The sequence below is a fragment of the Streptomyces yerevanensis genome (genome assembly GCF_000716805.1).
In the GTDB taxonomy this organism is placed as follows: Bacteria; Actinomycetota; Actinomycetes; order Streptomycetales; family Streptomycetaceae; genus Streptomyces; species Streptomyces flaveus.
The window spans coordinates 1-14,852 of sequence record NZ_JNWJ01000076.1; the positions used below are offsets into that span (position 1 = coordinate 1).

Here is a 14,852-nt window from a genome sequence, read left to right on the forward strand (position 1 = left end):
CGCTTAGCTCCGGTCTCGGAGAACCCGCACCCTGTACCAGCCCAGGGGCGTACGCCCGCCCTGCGACGGGCTGACGCACCGGCCCACGACCCCGCACCCCCCACCCACCCAGGGGCGCGGGGAACTGCGCGACCAGCCACAGACGGCCCGCAGTCGCCAACAAACCGAACCCACCACCCCCGTAGGCGCCCCGCCCAACCGCCGGAAGCCACGACGCACCCGCACCCAAAACCGCACAACCAGCGGAGCGCCTACGCGTCCAGCGTGACCGTGAACGAGAAGCGGTCGCCGCGGTAATGGATGACCGCCACATCCAGCACCTGGCCGGATTCACCATGGGCGACACCCGTATAGCGCAGGATCGGGCTGAGCAGCGGCACCTCGAGGAGGCGAGCCGTCTCCGGATCGGCCAGCCGCGCCTCGACGGTGTCGGTGATGCGGCTGATCCGCATACCGACAACGTCCCGCAGCACCTTCGTCATCGGCCAGCGGGCCAGATCGTCCAGGTCGATGCGCTCGGCCAGTTCGGGCCGCACGTAGTTGCGGGCGTGGTTCGTCGGCTCACCGGTCTTCTCGTCGCTGCGCAGCCGGTGATACGTCGCCACCTCGGCCAGCTCCGGGAAATACTCGGCGAGTTCGGCCGACACGGGCGCCTTGCCGTGGCCGAGCAGCTGAGTCGTCATGCCCGACTGCTGGGCCACGATCGCGTCCACCGAGCCCAACAGCCGTACGGGCGCACCCCGCCTGGCGCTCGGCTCGATGAACGTGCCGCGCCGGCGATGGCGGGTGATCAGGCCCTCGTCCTCCAGTTCCTTGAGCGCCTGCCGCATGGTCAGCACGCTCACCCCGTAGTGCCCCGCCAGTTGTTCCTCGGTGGGCAGGCGCAGTGGGTCCTCCGGCGAGCGCCCGAGTATCGAGGCGCGCAGGGACTGCGACACCTGATACCAGAGCGGCAGTTTGCGGTTCAGGACGATCGAGTCCGGGGCGAATGAGGTCACGAAGGTATCCGTACCGGTCAACGGGCGTTCAGTGCAACGGGCCGAAGTGACGTTCGAGGCCCTGCCATACATCGTCGTACGCGCGTTGCAGGTGTTCCGCTCGTGCCGCCTGTGCCGTGAGAGTCACCGGCCAGCGCGTCTCGAACATGAAGGCCAGGCCGTCGTCGACCTTCTGCGGCCGCAGCTCGGCGGCGCTCGCCCGGTCGAAGGTCTCCCGGTCGGGCCCGTGCGCCGACATCATGTTGTGCAGCGAACCCCCGCCCGGAACAAAGCCTTCCGCCTTCGCGTCGTACGCGCCCTCGATGAGCCCCATGTACTCGCTCATCACGTTCCGGTGGAAGTACGGCGGCCGGAACGTGTCCTCGCCGACCAGCCAGCGCGGCGCGAAGACGACGAAGTCGACGCTCGCGAGGCCCGGGGTGTCCGTCGGAGAGGTCAGGACCGTGAAGATCGACGGGTCCGGGTGGTCGTAGCTGATGGAGCCGAGCACATTGAAACGGCGCAGGTCGTAGACGTACGGCAGATGGGTGCCGTGCCAGGCGACGACATCGAGCGGCGAGTGGTCGTACGTCGCGGTCCACAGGTTCCCGCAGAACTTGTTCACCACCTCCACCGGGCCCTCGACGTCCTCGTACGCGGCGACGGGCGCCCGGAAGTCCCGTGCGTTGGCAAGGCCGTTGGCGCCGATCGGGCCGAGCTCGGGGAGCTGGAAGGGGGCTCCGTAGTTCTCGCACACGTAGCCGCGTACAACGTCGTCGAGGAGCTCCACACGGAAGCGCACCCCACGCGGAATCAGCGCCACATGCCCGGGCTCCGCATGCAGCAGTCCGAACTCGGTGCGCAGCAGCAGCCCGCCGCGCTCCGGCACGATCAGCAGCTCGCCGTCGGCGTCGCTGAACACGCGCCGCATCGAGGAGTTGGCGTGATAAAGGTGCACGGCCATGCCGGTGCGCTGCGTGGCGTCGCCGTTGCCGCCGAGGGTCCACAGGCCCCGTACGAAATCTGTGCCCGGCTCGGGCTCCGGCAGGGGATTCCAGCGCAGCCGGTTCGGGTCGGGCGCCGTCTCCGTGAAGGGCGCCGTGCGGAGGGCGCCGTTGTCGGTCCGGGCGAAGGCCGGGTGGGCGGCGGACGGGCGGATCCGGTACAGCCACGAGCGGCGGTTGTACGCCCTCGGCTCCGTGAACGCCGAACCGCTCAGCTGCTCCGCGTACAGCCCGAGCGGTGCGCGCTGCGGCGAGTTGCGGCCGATCGGCAGCGCGCCCGGCACCGCCTCCGAACTGTGCTGATTGCCGAATCCCGAGAGGTACGTCAATGCCTCGGCGGTCTTCCGCGCATCCCCGTTCATGGTCGCTCCCTTGCGCCCTCGCTCCTGATTCCTATGTAACACCGTAGGATTCAGGATTTCCCTTCGCAAGACGTGGGTGAGAGGTACGCAAGACGTGGGTGAGGCGAACGGCGCGATCACGCCAAGACCGCTGTAGTACCCAAGAGCCGGACTTCAGGGGGATCCGCCTGTCAGGGCGGTGCCCTGATGCCCCCGACATGTCGTGGACGCGCGCATTCCTCGCCGTGACGACTGCCTCCACGCCGACCCCGCAGGTGAGCGGGCGGGGAGCCGACCGGCGTACTGGGGGGCGCGGTTCCCCGAACCCCGGCGGAGAGGCATGATGATGTCCGTGCCCCAAGCGACCTCGCTGCGCCGCGCTCCCGTCCAGCGCCGGAGCGCGGAACGACTGACCAGGATCCTCGACGCCTGCGCCGACCTCCTCGACGAGGTGGGCTACGACGCCCTCAGTACCCGGGCCGTCGCCGTGCGCGCCGGCGTCCCCATCGGCTCCGTGTACCGCTTCTTCGGCAACAAGCGCGCCATGGCCGACGCACTCGCCCAGCGGAACCTCGACCGCTATGCCGAGCGCGTCACCCACCGCCTCGAAGCGGCCGGCGGGGAGGGAGGCTGGCGCGCGGCCATGGACGCCGTGCTCGAGGAGTACCTCGTCATGAAGCGCACCGCGCCCGGCTTCGCCCTCGTCGACTTCGGCAACCAGATACCCGTAGGCACCCGTGACGCCGAACCCAACACCCGCGTCGCCGACCGCCTGACCGACATGCTCTCCGCCTACCTCGACCGCGAACCCGACGACGACCTCCGCCGCACCTTCCTGGTCGCCGTCGAGGCCGCTGACACCCTCGTCCAACTCGCCTTCCGCCTCGACCCGTCGGGCGACGAACGGATCATCGAGGAGACGCGGGAGCTGTTGCGGTCGTACCTGGCGCGCGTGCTCGACTGAAGTGCGATCCGCAGCTGAAGGGCACAGGAGTGTCCGAGGCGACTCTCGCCAGGACTCCCCAGATGACATACCGCTCGGTATGCTCGACGCCAGTTCGCGTGCCGACGTCGCCACCACTCCGGAGGACCCGTGTCCACCACCACCGACTCCCGCACCGCCCTGCGCATCTGCCCCCTGTGCGAAGCCACCTGCGGCCTGACGCTCACCATCGAGGGCACTCGGGTGACCGGCGCCCGAGGCGACCGCGCCGACGTGTTCAGCCAGGGGTTCATCTGCCCGAAGGGTGCCTCTTTCGGAGCCGTGGACGCGGACCCGGACCGGCTGCGTACGCCTCTGGTGCGCAAGGACGGTGAGCTGCGCGAGGCGACCTGGGACGAGGCGTTCGACGCGGTCGCGGCAGGGCTGCGGCCCATCGTCGAGACGTACGGACCGCACGCCCTCGGCGTCGTCCTTGGCAACCCGAACGTCCACACCATGGCCGGCGCCCTCTACCCGACCGTCCTGCTCGGCGCCCTCGGCACCCGCAGCATCTTCACCGCGTCCACGCTCGACCAGATGCCCAAGCACGTCTCCAGCGGGCTCCTCTTCGGCGACGCGAACGCGATCCCCGTACCCGACCTGGACCGCACCGACCACCTCCTGCTGATTGGCGCCAACCCCCTGGAATCCAACGGAAGTCTGTGCACCGCACCCGACTTCCCCGGCAAGCTCAGGGCCCTCAAGGCGCGCGGCGGCACCCTCACCGTGATCGACCCGCGCCGCACCCGTACCGCCAAACTCGCCGACCGCCACGTCCCGATCCGCCCCGGCACCGACGCCCTGCTGCTCGCGGCCATGGCGCACGTCCTCTTCGAGGAGAAGCTCACCGACCTCGGCGAACTCGCCGGGCTGGTGCAGGAACTCGACGAACTCCCCGATGCGCTACGGGACTTCACCCCCGAAGCCGCCGCCGGGGCATGCGACGTGGACGCCGCTACGATCCGTACGCTCGCCCGCGAACTGGCCGCCGCGCCCACCGCCGCCGTCTACGGCCGCATCGGCAGCTGCACGGTCCCGCACGGCACCCTGGCCAGCTGGCTCGTCGACGTGCTGAACATCCTCACCGGCAACCTCGACCGGCCCGGCGGCGCCCTCTTCCCGCAGGCGGCCACCGACAAGACGCCCCGCCCCGCCGGACCCGGCCGCGGCTTCGCCCTCGGCCGCTGGCACAGCAGGGTCAGCCGCCACCCGGAAGCCAAGGGCGAACTGCCCATCGCGGCGCTCGCCGAGGAGATCGACACCGCCACCGCCGAGGGCGAACCCGTCCGCGCCCTCATCGCCGTCGCCGCGAACCCCGTCCTGTCCGCGCCCGACGGCGACCGCCTCGACAAGGCCCTCGGCTCGCTCGACTTCATGGTCAGCGTCGACCCGTACCTGAACGAGACCTCGCGCCACGCCCACGTCGTGCTGCCGCCGCCCCCGCCCTCGCAGAGCCCGCACCACGACTTCGCCTTCAACACCCTCGCCGTACGCAACCAGGTCCGCTACACCCGCGCCGCCGTCCCCCTCGAACCCGGCCGCATGGCCGAGACCGAGATCCTCGCCCGGCTCGTCCTCGCCGCGACCGGCATGCACGGCGCCGATCCCTCCGCCGTGGACGCCATGGTCATCGACCAGACCCTCGGCAAGGCCGTCAAGGAATCGCACTCTCCGGTGCACGGCCGCGACCCCCGCGAGCTCGCGGCCGCACTCACCGGCGACAACGGCCCCGAGCGACGGCTCGACATGATGCTGCGCCTCGGCCCGTACGGCGACGGATTCGGCGTACGACCGGAAGGGCTGAACCTGGACAAGCTGCTGGACCAGCCGCACGGCATCGACCTCGGCCCCCTCCAGCCGCGCCTGCCCCAGCCCCTCAAGACCCGCAGCGGACGCGTGGAACTGCTGCCGCAGCCGATCGCCGACGACCTGCCACGCCTCAGGGACGCTCTGCACCGGCGCCCCGACGACCTGGTCCTGGTCGGCCGCCGTCATCTGCGCTCCAACAACAGCTGGATGCACAACATCCCCGCCCTCACCGGCGGTACGAATCGCTGCACCGTCCACATCCATCCCGACGACGCCACACGTCTCGGGATCGCGGATGGAAGCGCCGTACGGATCAAGGGCGCCGGGGGAGAGGTGACGGCTCCGGCCGAGGTCACCGACGGCATCCGGCGCGGGGTCGTGAGCCTCCCGCACGGCTGGGGTCACGACCGGCCGGGCACCCGTATGAACCACGCCGCCGCCGAGCCCGGAGTCAACGTCAACCAGCTTCTCGACGGCTCTCTGCTCGACCCGCTGTCGGGCAACGCGGTCCTCAATGGCATACCCGTCGAGGTCGCGCCAACAGGGACAACGCCCTGACCAGTAGTTTTGCGCTTATTGCTCTCGCGTCAACATCTTGTTAACGCTTCCACGAGCGCCCTAACGTCGCCCCAACCGCCGGCCCTGGTGGCTGTTCAAGGGCGAACGTTAGGTATCCACTCATGCTGACCATCCTCGGCTTCGCCATGATCGCGACCTTCCTGGTCCTGATCATGATGAAGAAGATGTCGCCGATCGCGGCGCTCGTACTGATCCCGGCACTCTTCTGTGTGTTCGTCGGAAAGGGTGCCCATCTCGGCGACTACGTCATCGAGGGAGTGGGCCAACTCGCGCCCACCGCCGCGATGCTGATGTTCGCCATCGTGTACTTCGGCGTCATGATCGACGTCGGGCTCTTCGACCCGATCGTGCGGGGCATCCTGAAGTTCTGCAAGGCCGACCCCCTGCGCATCGTCGTCGGTACGGCCCTGCTCGCCGCGATCGTCTCGCTCGACGGCGACGGCTCGACCACCTTCATGATCACGGTCTCGGCGATGTACCCGCTCTACAAGCGACTCAAGATGAGCCTGGTCGTGATGACCGGCGTCGCCGCCACCGCCAACGGCGTCATGAACACCCTCCCCTGGGGCGGCCCCACCGCCCGCGCCGCCACCGCGCTCAAGCTCGACGCCGGCGACATCTTCGTCCCGATGATCCCGGCCCTCGCCGTCGGCCTGCTCTTCGTCATCTTCCTCTCGTACGTACTCGGCCTCCGCGAGCGCAAGCGGCTCGGCGTGCTGAGCCTCGACGAGGTCCTGGAGACGGAGAAGGGCATCCTGGAGAAGGAGGAGCAGCCGGAGACGGAGACGGTGCTGGTGGGTGCCGGTGCCGGTTCCGCCGGCTCTGGTGACGGCAAGGGCCGTACGGGCAAGACCACCGGTGGCGCGGGATCCGGAACGGACGCCTCCGAGGCCGCAGGCGACGAGGACGACGTACGACTCCAGGGCCTGGACCCCAACCGCCCGACGCTGCGCCCCAAGCTGTACTGGTTCAACGCGCTGCTCACGGTGACCCTGCTCACCGCCATGATCATGGAGTGGCTGCCGATCCCGGTCCTGTTCATCCTCGGCGCCGCGCTCGCGCTCACCGTCAACTTCCCGCACATGCCCGACCAGAAGGCCCGCCTCGGCGCCCACGCAGAGAACGTCCTCAACGTCTCCGGGATGGTCTTCGCCGCCGCCGTCTTCACCGGCGTCCTTCAGGGCACCGGCATGGTCGACTCCATGGCGAAGTGGCTCGTCGACGGCATCCCCGAGGGCATGGGCCCGCACATGGCGATCGTCACCGGCTTCCTGAGCCTGCCGCTCACGTACTTCATGTCGAACGACGGCTTCTACTTCGGAGTCCTGCCGGTCCTCGCCGAGGCCGGCGCCGCACACGGTGTCTCGCCGCTGGAGATCGCCCGCGCCTCGCTCGTCGGCCAGCCGCTGCACATGTCGAGCCCGCTCGTGCCCGCCGTATACGTCCTCGTGGGTATGGCGAAGGTGGAGTTCGGCGACCACACCAAGTTCGTGGTCAAGTGGGCTGCGCTGACTTCCCTCGTGGTACTCGGAGCGGGAATCCTGTTCGGAATCATCTGATCCCCTTCTTCCGACCCCCATCTCTTGGAGGACACCGTGAGGCCCGGTGGGAACCGCGGCTGGCTGCTCCGCCTCGTCATCGCCTTCAGCTTCGCGCAGGGGGCGGTGTCGATGGCGCGGCCCGCCGTCTCCTACCGGGCCCTCGCGCTGGGCGCGGACGAGCGTGCGATCGGTGTGATCGCGGGCGTGTACGCGCTGCTGCCGCTGTTCGTCGCCGTACCGCTGGGCCGCAGGACCGACCAGGGCCGGTGCGCGCCCCTGCTGCCCATCGGCGTCGTACTGATCGCCGGCGGCTGCGCACTCAGCGGCATAGCGAACTCGCTGCTCGCGATGGCGGCATGGAGCGGGGTGATGGGCCTCGGTCACCTCTGCTTCGTGATCGGCGCGCAGTCGATCGTGGCCCGCCAGTCTGCCCCGCACGAACAGGACCGCAACTTCGGCCACTTCACCATCGGCGCCTCCCTCGGCCAACTGGTCGGACCGATCGCCGCGGGCGCCCTGATCGGCGGCCCCGACATGGCGGGCACCAGCGCGCTGGCGCTGCTCGTCGCGGGCGCGGGAGCCGCGGTCGCGTTCACCTCGCTGTGGCGCATCGAGCACCGTACGCCCGCCAAGTCCCGTACGTCCCAAGGGGAACGCGTCCCCGTACACCGCATCCTGCGCACCCCGGGCGTACCCGCGGGCATCTTCATCAGCCTCGCCGTCCTCTCGGCGACGGACATCCTCACCGCGTACCTTCCGGTGGTCGGTGAGCACCGCGGCATCCCGCCGTCCGTCATCGGCCTGCTGCTGAGCCTGCGCGCGGCGGCGACGATCGCCTGCCGCCTGGTGATCACACCGATGCTGCGCCTGCTCGGCCGAGCCGCCCTTCTCGCCACGACCTGTCTGCTGGGGGCCGTGCTGTGCGCGGGTATCGCGCTGCCGGTCCCGGTCTGGGCGCTGGCCCTGATCCTCGCGGCACTCGGCTTCTGCCTGGGCGTGGGCCAGCCCTTGTCCATGACGACGGTGGTCCAGGCGGCCCCCGAGGACGCCCGCTCCACAGCCCTCGCCCTGCGCCTGACCGGCAACCGCCTGGGCCAGGTCGCCGCACCGGCCGCGGCGGGCCTTGTGGCGGGAGTCGCGGGGGTGGCGGCGCCGTTCGTGATGCTCGGCGCGCTGCTGGTGATCGCGTCGGGGCTGGGGCTACGGCAGGGGCGTACGGCTGCCGGGTCCGAACCGGAAGAGGAACGTGCCGGGCGTACGTCGTCCACACCGCACCCCGAGAGACGCTGATCCGGCGCACAGTGAGCGCGCTCCGTGCGGAATCCGTGCGGAAGATGAATCTCCTCTTCCGCATGGCCGACAACCGGCCTGTATCAATCCCTCCGCTGCTCTTCCCCAGCGCATGCGCAGTCCGTTAGCTTCCGTGACTCTCACGACTTATCCGCGCAAGAGCACCGGAAGCCCCGGGAGCACCGCATGACACGCGCCATTTCCCTGAAGAGTGTCAGCAAGTCGTACCTGCGCGGCACCCGCGCGGTGGAGCAGTTGTCGCTCGACATCAGGCCCGGCGAGTTCCTCGTCCTGCTCGGCCCTTCGGGCTGCGGCAAGTCGACCGTGCTGAGAATGATCGCCGGACTGGAGGAGCCCACCGAGGGCGAGGTGTACCTCGACGGCGAGTACGCCACCGACCTGCAGCCCAGCGAGCGCAACATGGCCATGGTCTTCCAGAACTTCGCCCTGTACCCGACCATGACGAGCCGCGGGAACATCGGCTTTCCGCTGCGCCTGGAGGCCCGCGGGGAGGACCCCGCCCCGCGCGTGGACGCCACGGCCCGGATGCTCGGCATCCAGGACCTGCTGGGCCGCTATCCCGGCCAGCTGTCAGGCGGCGAACGCCAGCGAGTAGCCATGGGCCGTGCCATCGTCCGGAACCCGTCCGCCTTTCTGATGGACGAGCCGCTGTCCAACCTGGACGCCAAGCTCCGCAACCACCTGCGGGCCGAAATCTCCAGGATCACCAGGGAGCTGGGCGCCACCACGGTGTACGTCACCCACGACCAGGCCGAGGCGATGTCGCTCGGCGACCGGGTCGCGGTGCTGCGCGGTGGCATCCTCCAGCAGGTGGACACCCCGCGCAGGGTCTACGCGCTGCCCGTGAACGTCTTCGTCGCCGCGTTCATCGGCACCCCGCGGATCAACCTGCTGCGCGGCGTCGTCCGCGCGCCGCTCGACGGAGCGATGTCGATCAGCCTCGGCCGCCAGGCGCTGCGGCTGCCCGAACCCCTGTGCCTGGACCACCAGTTGCTGCGGGTCCAGCAGGGCCGCGAGGTCATCGTCGGCCTGCGCTCGGAAGCCGTACGCCTGGCCCCGCGCTCCGCGGCCGGACCCGGCGAGGTGCCGATCAGCGGCCTGGTGGAGCACGTCGAGTACCAGGGGCACGAGGTGCTGGTGCACTTCAACACCGGCTCGCAGCCCGCCGTCGTACCGGAACTGGAGGCGCCCCGCCCGCAACAGCCCGGGCGCCGCCGCAGGGAGAGCCCGGTGGGCGTGCTCGGCCGGCTGAGGGAACGCGCGGGCTCCCTGCGGGCCGGACCCGTGGTCACCCTGGACCGCGACGGCGACCGCGACGGCGACGCGTACGTGCCCGCCGAGGAGCGACTGCCCACCGACACAGGCGATCTGGTGGTGCGCACCACCCCCGACCATGACCTTCGTCACGGCATGCAGGTTCCCCTCCTGGTCGACATCGACCACCTCTTCGTCTTCGACCAGCATGGGGAGCGCATCTCCCCGGCCCCGGAGCACCTGCCGGACCTGGGAGAGTGAAAACGGCCGCCATGGATCCCCACCGCGCCTGCGAGCCGATCCGGGTGTACTCCTGAGCACGTGAGGGCTCAGCCGCCCCTGGCGTACGAAAACTAACACCGCTAGTTTGGGCGGCGGACGACGGATCAGCCCGGGAGGAAGCCATGAAGGCCCACGACGGCATGTACATCGGCGGCGAGTGGCGCGACGGTGCCGGCACGGATGCCGGCATCGCGGTGGTGAACCCCGCCGACGAGCAACTCATCGCCACGGTTCCCGCGGGCACCGCCGAGGACATCGATACCGCCGTACGCGCCGCCCGTGCCGCACTCCCCGGCTGGGCGGCGACCGAGCCCGCCGAACGCGGGGCCCGACTGGCGGCCCTGCGGGACATCCTCGTCGCCCGTAAGGACGAGATCGCCGAAACCGTCACCGCCGAACTCGGGTCGCCGCTGCCGTTCTCGCAGAGGGTGCAGGTGGGACTGCCGATCCTGGTGACGGGTTCGTACGCCGAACTGGCCGCCACGTACGCCTTCGAGGAGAAGGTGGGCAACTCGACCGTCTGCCTGGAGCCCGTCGGAGTGGTCGGCGCGATCACACCGTGGAACTACCCGCTGCACCAGATCGTCAACAAGGTCGCCCCCGCACTGGCCGCGGGCTGCACGATCGTCCTCAAGCCCGCCGAGGACACCCCGCTGACCGCCCAGCTCTTCGCCGAGGCGGTACACGAAGCGGGCGTACCGGCCGGCGTCTTCAACCTGGTCACCGGCCTCGGCCCGGTCGCGGGCCAGGCCCTCGCCGAGCACCCCGGTGTGGACCTGGTCTCCTTCACCGGCTCCACGGCGGTCGGCAGGCAGATCGGTGCGACCGCGGGCGCGGCCGTCAAGCGGGTCGCCCTCGAACTCGGCGGCAAGTCCGCCAACGTCATCCTGCCGAGCGCCGACCTCGCCAAGGCGGTCAACGTCGGCGTGGCCAACGTGATGTCCAACTCCGGCCAGACCTGCAGCGCCTGGACCCGCATGCTGGTGCACACCTCGCGGTACGACGAGGCGGTCGAGCTGGCCGCCGACGCCGCCGCGAAGTACGGCGACCGCATCGGCCCGCTCGTCAACGCCAAGCAGCGGCAGCGCGTGCGCGGCTATATCGAGAAGGGCGTCGCGGAGGGCGCGCGGCTGGTCGCGGGCGGCCCCGAATCCCCGCGCGAACAGGGCTACTTCGTCAGCCCCACCGTCTTCGCCGACGTGACTCCGGAGATGACGATCGCCCAGGAAGAGATCTTCGGACCCGTCCTGTCGATCCTCCGGTACGAGAACGAGGCGGACGCCCTGCGCATCGCCAACGGCACGGTGTACGGGCTCGCCGGCGCCGTATGGGCGGGCGACGAGACCGAGGCGGTCGCCTTCGCACGCCAACTGGACACCGGACAGGTGGACATCAACGGCGGGCGCTTCAACCACCTTGCGCCGTTCGGCGGTTACAAGCAGTCGGGCGTGGGGCGGGAACTGGGCTCACACGGGCTTGCGGAGTACCTCCAGACCAAGTCCCTCCAGTTCTGAGGAGCGCCGACGTGACTGACGTGATTCGCGCTGCCGTACTGCCCGCCGTCGGTGCTCCGCTGGAGATCACCGAGATCGAGCTGCCGGAGCCCGGCCCCGGGCAGGTGCGGGTGCGCCTCGCCGCCGCCGGGGTCTGCCACTCCGACCTGTCACTGTCCGACGGCACCATGAGGGTGCCGGTACCCGCCGTGCTCGGTCACGAGGGCGCGGGCACGGTCGTCTCCGTCGGCGAGGAAGTCACGCATGTCGCGCCCGGCGACGACGTCGTGCTCAACTGGGCGCCTTCCTGCGGGAGTTGCCACGCCTGTTCGCTCGGGGAAGTGTGGCTGTGCGCGAACGCGCTGACGGGAGCGGGGACCGTGTACGCCCGGCGCTCCTCCGACGGAACGGACCTGTACCCCGGTCTCAACGTCGCCGCGTTCGCCGAGGAGACCGTGGTGGCCGCCGGATGCGTGCTGCCCGCGCCGGCCGGGATTCCGCTCACCGACGCGGCCCTGCTCGGCTGCGCCGTGCTCACCGGGTACGGGGCCGTCCATCACTCGGCCCGCGTTCAGCCGGGCGAGTCCGTCGCGGTGTTCGGGGCCGGCGGAGTCGGTCTCGCCGCACTTCAGGCCGCGCGGGTCGCGGGCGCGTCGACGATCGTCGCGGTCGACGTGTCGCCCGCGAAGGAGTCCCTCGCCCGCGAGGCCGGAGCGACGGAGTACCTCGTCGCCTCCGAGAACACGGCCCGTGAGATCCGCGCCCTCACCGGCAAACAGGGTGCCGACGTGGCCGTCGAGTGCGTGGGCCGCGCCGTCACGATCCGTACGGCCTGGGAATCCACCCGCCGCGGCGGCCGCACCACGGTCGTCGGCATCGGCGGCAAGGACCAGCAGGTCACCTTCAACGCCCTGGAGCTCTTCCACTGGGGCCGAACCCTGTCGGGCTGCGTATACGGCAACTCGGACCCCGCCCGCGACCTCCCGATCCTGGCCGACCACATCCGCGCGGGCCGCCTCGACCTGAGCGCGCTGGTGACGGAACGGATCGCCCTGGAGGGGATCCCGGCCGCCTTCGACAACATGGTGGCGGGGAAGGGCGGACGGGCGTTGGTGGTCTTCTAAGAGCTATCACGCAATGGGGTGCGTGAAGGGTCGGGGTGGGGTCGCGTCGTTCCGGCGTGGGCCTTAGGCCGCAGCAAGGCGGTTCGGGTCTCATCCGGGGTTGCCGTGATCCACGTTCCGGCGGTTCGCCGAGCAGAGGCCGCTGTCTGCGGTCCGGGCACGGGCAGGCGGTGCTGCGTGTGTGCGGGCGCGGGGTGGGCTGCCGTGGTGCTCCGGCCCCGGGAGTGGGGTGGGGAGACGTCCACGGTTGACTCGGTCAGGGCTTCTTGCAGCCCTTGATGGAAGACGATCTGGGCGTTACGGGCCTGGAGGATGTCCAGGCGGGCGGTCGATGGAGCGTCGGGGTCGGTGAGGGTGGTGTAGGCAGCCAGCGCGGCGGCGACCAGGTCTCGGTCGCCCCGCAGGCCGCAGCCGCCCTCGTCCGGGTCGCAGTGGTGGGTGCGCTGGTTGAGCGGCTTAGGGGCACGTCGGCCGCACAGGCAGTGCTGGGACAGGGCGGTAGCGAACGTCGAGGCCCGCAACAGGCGACCGCCGTTCACGGCGGCGCACTCGGCGGCCAGCGCGGCGATGAGACGTCCGGGTGTGGTGGCCTGGCAGGCGCGGCCCCACCGCCGGAACCAGCTGCGGATGTCGCAGTCTTCGATCGTCAAGCGGGCTCCGTGGGCGGCGACCAGGCCGGCGGCGAGTCGGCGGGCACGGTGCTGGGAGGCTTCAGCGGCACAGGCCGCAGCCATGGTCTGGCGGCCCCGCAGGCGCAAGTAGGTATTGGACAGCTCGTCGCGCCGGTGGGCTTGGCGAGGCTTTCCGGTCGCATTGAGGGTCCGGGCGCCGGCGGGCACGGTGGTCCGGCGTGGCTTCAGTCCCTTGGCGGCCCGGCGTTCATCGCGTTGCTGCTGGGGCCGGGAGGGGCGGTAGTGCACGGGATTGGAGGCGCGGCGGGAGCGGTCCAGGGCCTTGTTGCGGTCGCGGGTCTGCTTGCTCTGCCGGGCCAGGGTGGCCTGTTCGTCGCTGGTAAGGGTGATGCGGGAAGAGAGGACTTTGCCGTGGGCCCGGTCGCCGGTGGCGGGGAGGGAGACCACGGCGAGGTTGGAGACATTGCCATCCACCCCGCCGACCCGGTCCAGGGCGGCGGCCTGGGTGCGGCGGATGGTGGTGGCCGGGGAGACGTACCCGTCGGCAAGCACACTCAGGTGTGCCTCGTACCGCCAGCCGCCGGGAGCGGATACGTCCCGGTTGCGCACCAGGTCGATCTTGTGCCACAGCTCGGGCCGGATGAGGAAGTGGGCCAAGCGCGGTCAGCGGCCCGCGCCCTGCGGCAGTCGGACCGGCAGCACCAACTCGCCCCGGGCGCTGGCCGGTCCACCAGCGAAGACCACCACCAGTGGGCCGGTGTGATCGAACCAGGAAACCGCCCTGGTGCGCTCCCGGCCGCGCGCGTCGTACGTGCCGGTCGGGATCCGCCCGGCGGGCCGGGCGGGGGTGGGCAGCCGGTGGGGCTGGGCCAGCACCGAGACCCCGGCATCCAGGGCGGTGGCCCGGGCGGGGCCAGTAACTCGCGCGGGCAGTGCGGGGTGACGGTAGGCATCCAGGTGCCCGGCCAAGGTGCCGTGGAGCCGGAACGTCTCCCACTTCCTGTCTTTTGTGTGGGAGCGGGCCCGGCCCGGGATGCGGGTGTACTCCCACCACGACCCGATACGCGGCCGCCCCGCCCGCCGCCCGGCTGCATCCGGCGTCAGGTGGCGGGCCACCCCGTTCCACACCTCGTCCGCCTGGTGCATCACCAGCGCCTTGGAGACATGGTCGGCGAGCCACACCGAGCGTTCCAGATGCGTGTAGGCCCGCCGTTCTAGTCCGGTGCGGGACAGCCCCAGTTCCGCTCGCCACGCCCTGGCATCGGTCTCTCGGCGCTGATCGCCCGCCCAGTAGGCATCCACCACCGCCCGCGCATCACGCTGCAACGTCTGCTTGACCTGCCACATAGCCGCATACAGGTCTTCGATCCGATGCCGCACGACCTCATCGTCCACCACCAGCGGCAAACGGATCATCGCCAGCGACATCGTCTCATCCCGCCGCCACGCCGCGTTCTTGTTCGGGCCCCGAAACCGCCGATCCGCCCCAGGAGCAGGAGCAGGCTGTGACGGTTCCATGTAAC

11 protein-coding genes are annotated in these 14,852 nt (G+C 70.5%); 7 read left to right on the plus strand and 4 right to left on the minus strand.

Annotated features, from left to right (window positions below; translation table 11 throughout):
• Window positions 1-251 precede the first annotated feature (251 nt).
• Complete coding sequence (locus OP79_RS42745; protein ID WP_033328562.1) at window positions 252-998, minus strand: GntR family transcriptional regulator; 747 nt, start codon at window positions 996-998, stop codon at window positions 252-254.
• A gap of 28 nt (window positions 999-1,026) precedes the next feature.
• Window positions 1,027-2,343 (minus strand): homogentisate 1,2-dioxygenase, encoded by a 1,317-nt coding sequence (gene hmgA / locus OP79_RS42750; RefSeq protein ID WP_033328532.1) that lies wholly within the window; start codon window positions 2,341-2,343, stop codon window positions 1,027-1,029.
• A gap of 322 nt (window positions 2,344-2,665) precedes the next feature.
• On the opposite strand from hmgA, the gene OP79_RS42755 reads away from it, so the two are divergent.
• The 7 genes from OP79_RS42755 to OP79_RS42785 all read left to right on the plus strand — a co-directional run bounded on the left by OP79_RS42755 (window position 2,666) and on the right by OP79_RS42785 (window position 12,697).
• A complete protein-coding gene (locus tag OP79_RS42755; protein ID WP_033328563.1) occupies window positions 2,666-3,286 on the plus strand; it encodes a TetR/AcrR family transcriptional regulator in 621 nt (206 codons plus the stop codon).
• A gap of 129 nt (window positions 3,287-3,415) precedes the next feature.
• Window positions 3,416-5,671, plus strand: a complete 2,256-nt coding sequence (locus OP79_RS42760; RefSeq protein WP_033328533.1) for a molybdopterin oxidoreductase family protein — start codon at window positions 3,416-3,418, stop codon at window positions 5,669-5,671.
• A 122-nt stretch (window positions 5,672-5,793) separates the two neighbouring features.
• A complete protein-coding gene (locus tag OP79_RS42765) occupies window positions 5,794-7,251 on the plus strand; it encodes a CitMHS family transporter (RefSeq protein ID WP_033328534.1) in 1,458 nt (485 codons plus the stop codon).
• 36 nt (window positions 7,252-7,287) lie between these two features.
• Complete coding sequence (locus OP79_RS42770; RefSeq protein WP_063742114.1) at window positions 7,288-8,523, plus strand: MFS transporter; 1,236 nt, start codon at window positions 7,288-7,290, stop codon at window positions 8,521-8,523.
• A 186-nt stretch (window positions 8,524-8,709) separates the two neighbouring features.
• The gene (locus OP79_RS42775; RefSeq protein ID WP_033328535.1) at window positions 8,710-10,059 is read left to right on the plus strand and encodes an ABC transporter ATP-binding protein; all 1,350 of its coding nucleotides are present in this window, start codon (window positions 8,710-8,712) and stop codon (window positions 10,057-10,059) included.
• A 143-nt stretch (window positions 10,060-10,202) separates the two neighbouring features.
• Window positions 10,203-11,594, plus strand: coding sequence for an aldehyde dehydrogenase family protein (locus OP79_RS42780; RefSeq protein ID WP_033328536.1), 1,392 nt, complete (start codon window positions 10,203-10,205; stop codon window positions 11,592-11,594).
• Between the two features lie 20 nt (window positions 11,595-11,614).
• Complete coding sequence (locus tag OP79_RS42785; protein WP_033328565.1) at window positions 11,615-12,697, plus strand: Zn-dependent alcohol dehydrogenase; 1,083 nt, start codon at window positions 11,615-11,617, stop codon at window positions 12,695-12,697.
• Here OP79_RS42785 and OP79_RS57545 read toward each other — a convergent pair.
• Window positions 12,694-13,986, minus strand: a complete 1,293-nt coding sequence (locus tag OP79_RS57545; RefSeq protein WP_245685646.1) for a transposase — start codon at window positions 13,984-13,986, stop codon at window positions 12,694-12,696. The two genes, OP79_RS42785 and OP79_RS57545, sit on opposite strands and share 4 nt — an antisense overlap.
• A gap of 6 nt (window positions 13,987-13,992) precedes the next feature.
• On the minus strand, window positions 13,993-14,745 hold the full coding sequence (locus OP79_RS57550; RefSeq protein WP_245685647.1) for a hypothetical protein: 753 nt from the start codon (window positions 14,743-14,745) through the stop codon (window positions 13,993-13,995).
• Between the last annotated feature and the right edge of the window lie 107 nt (window positions 14,746-14,852).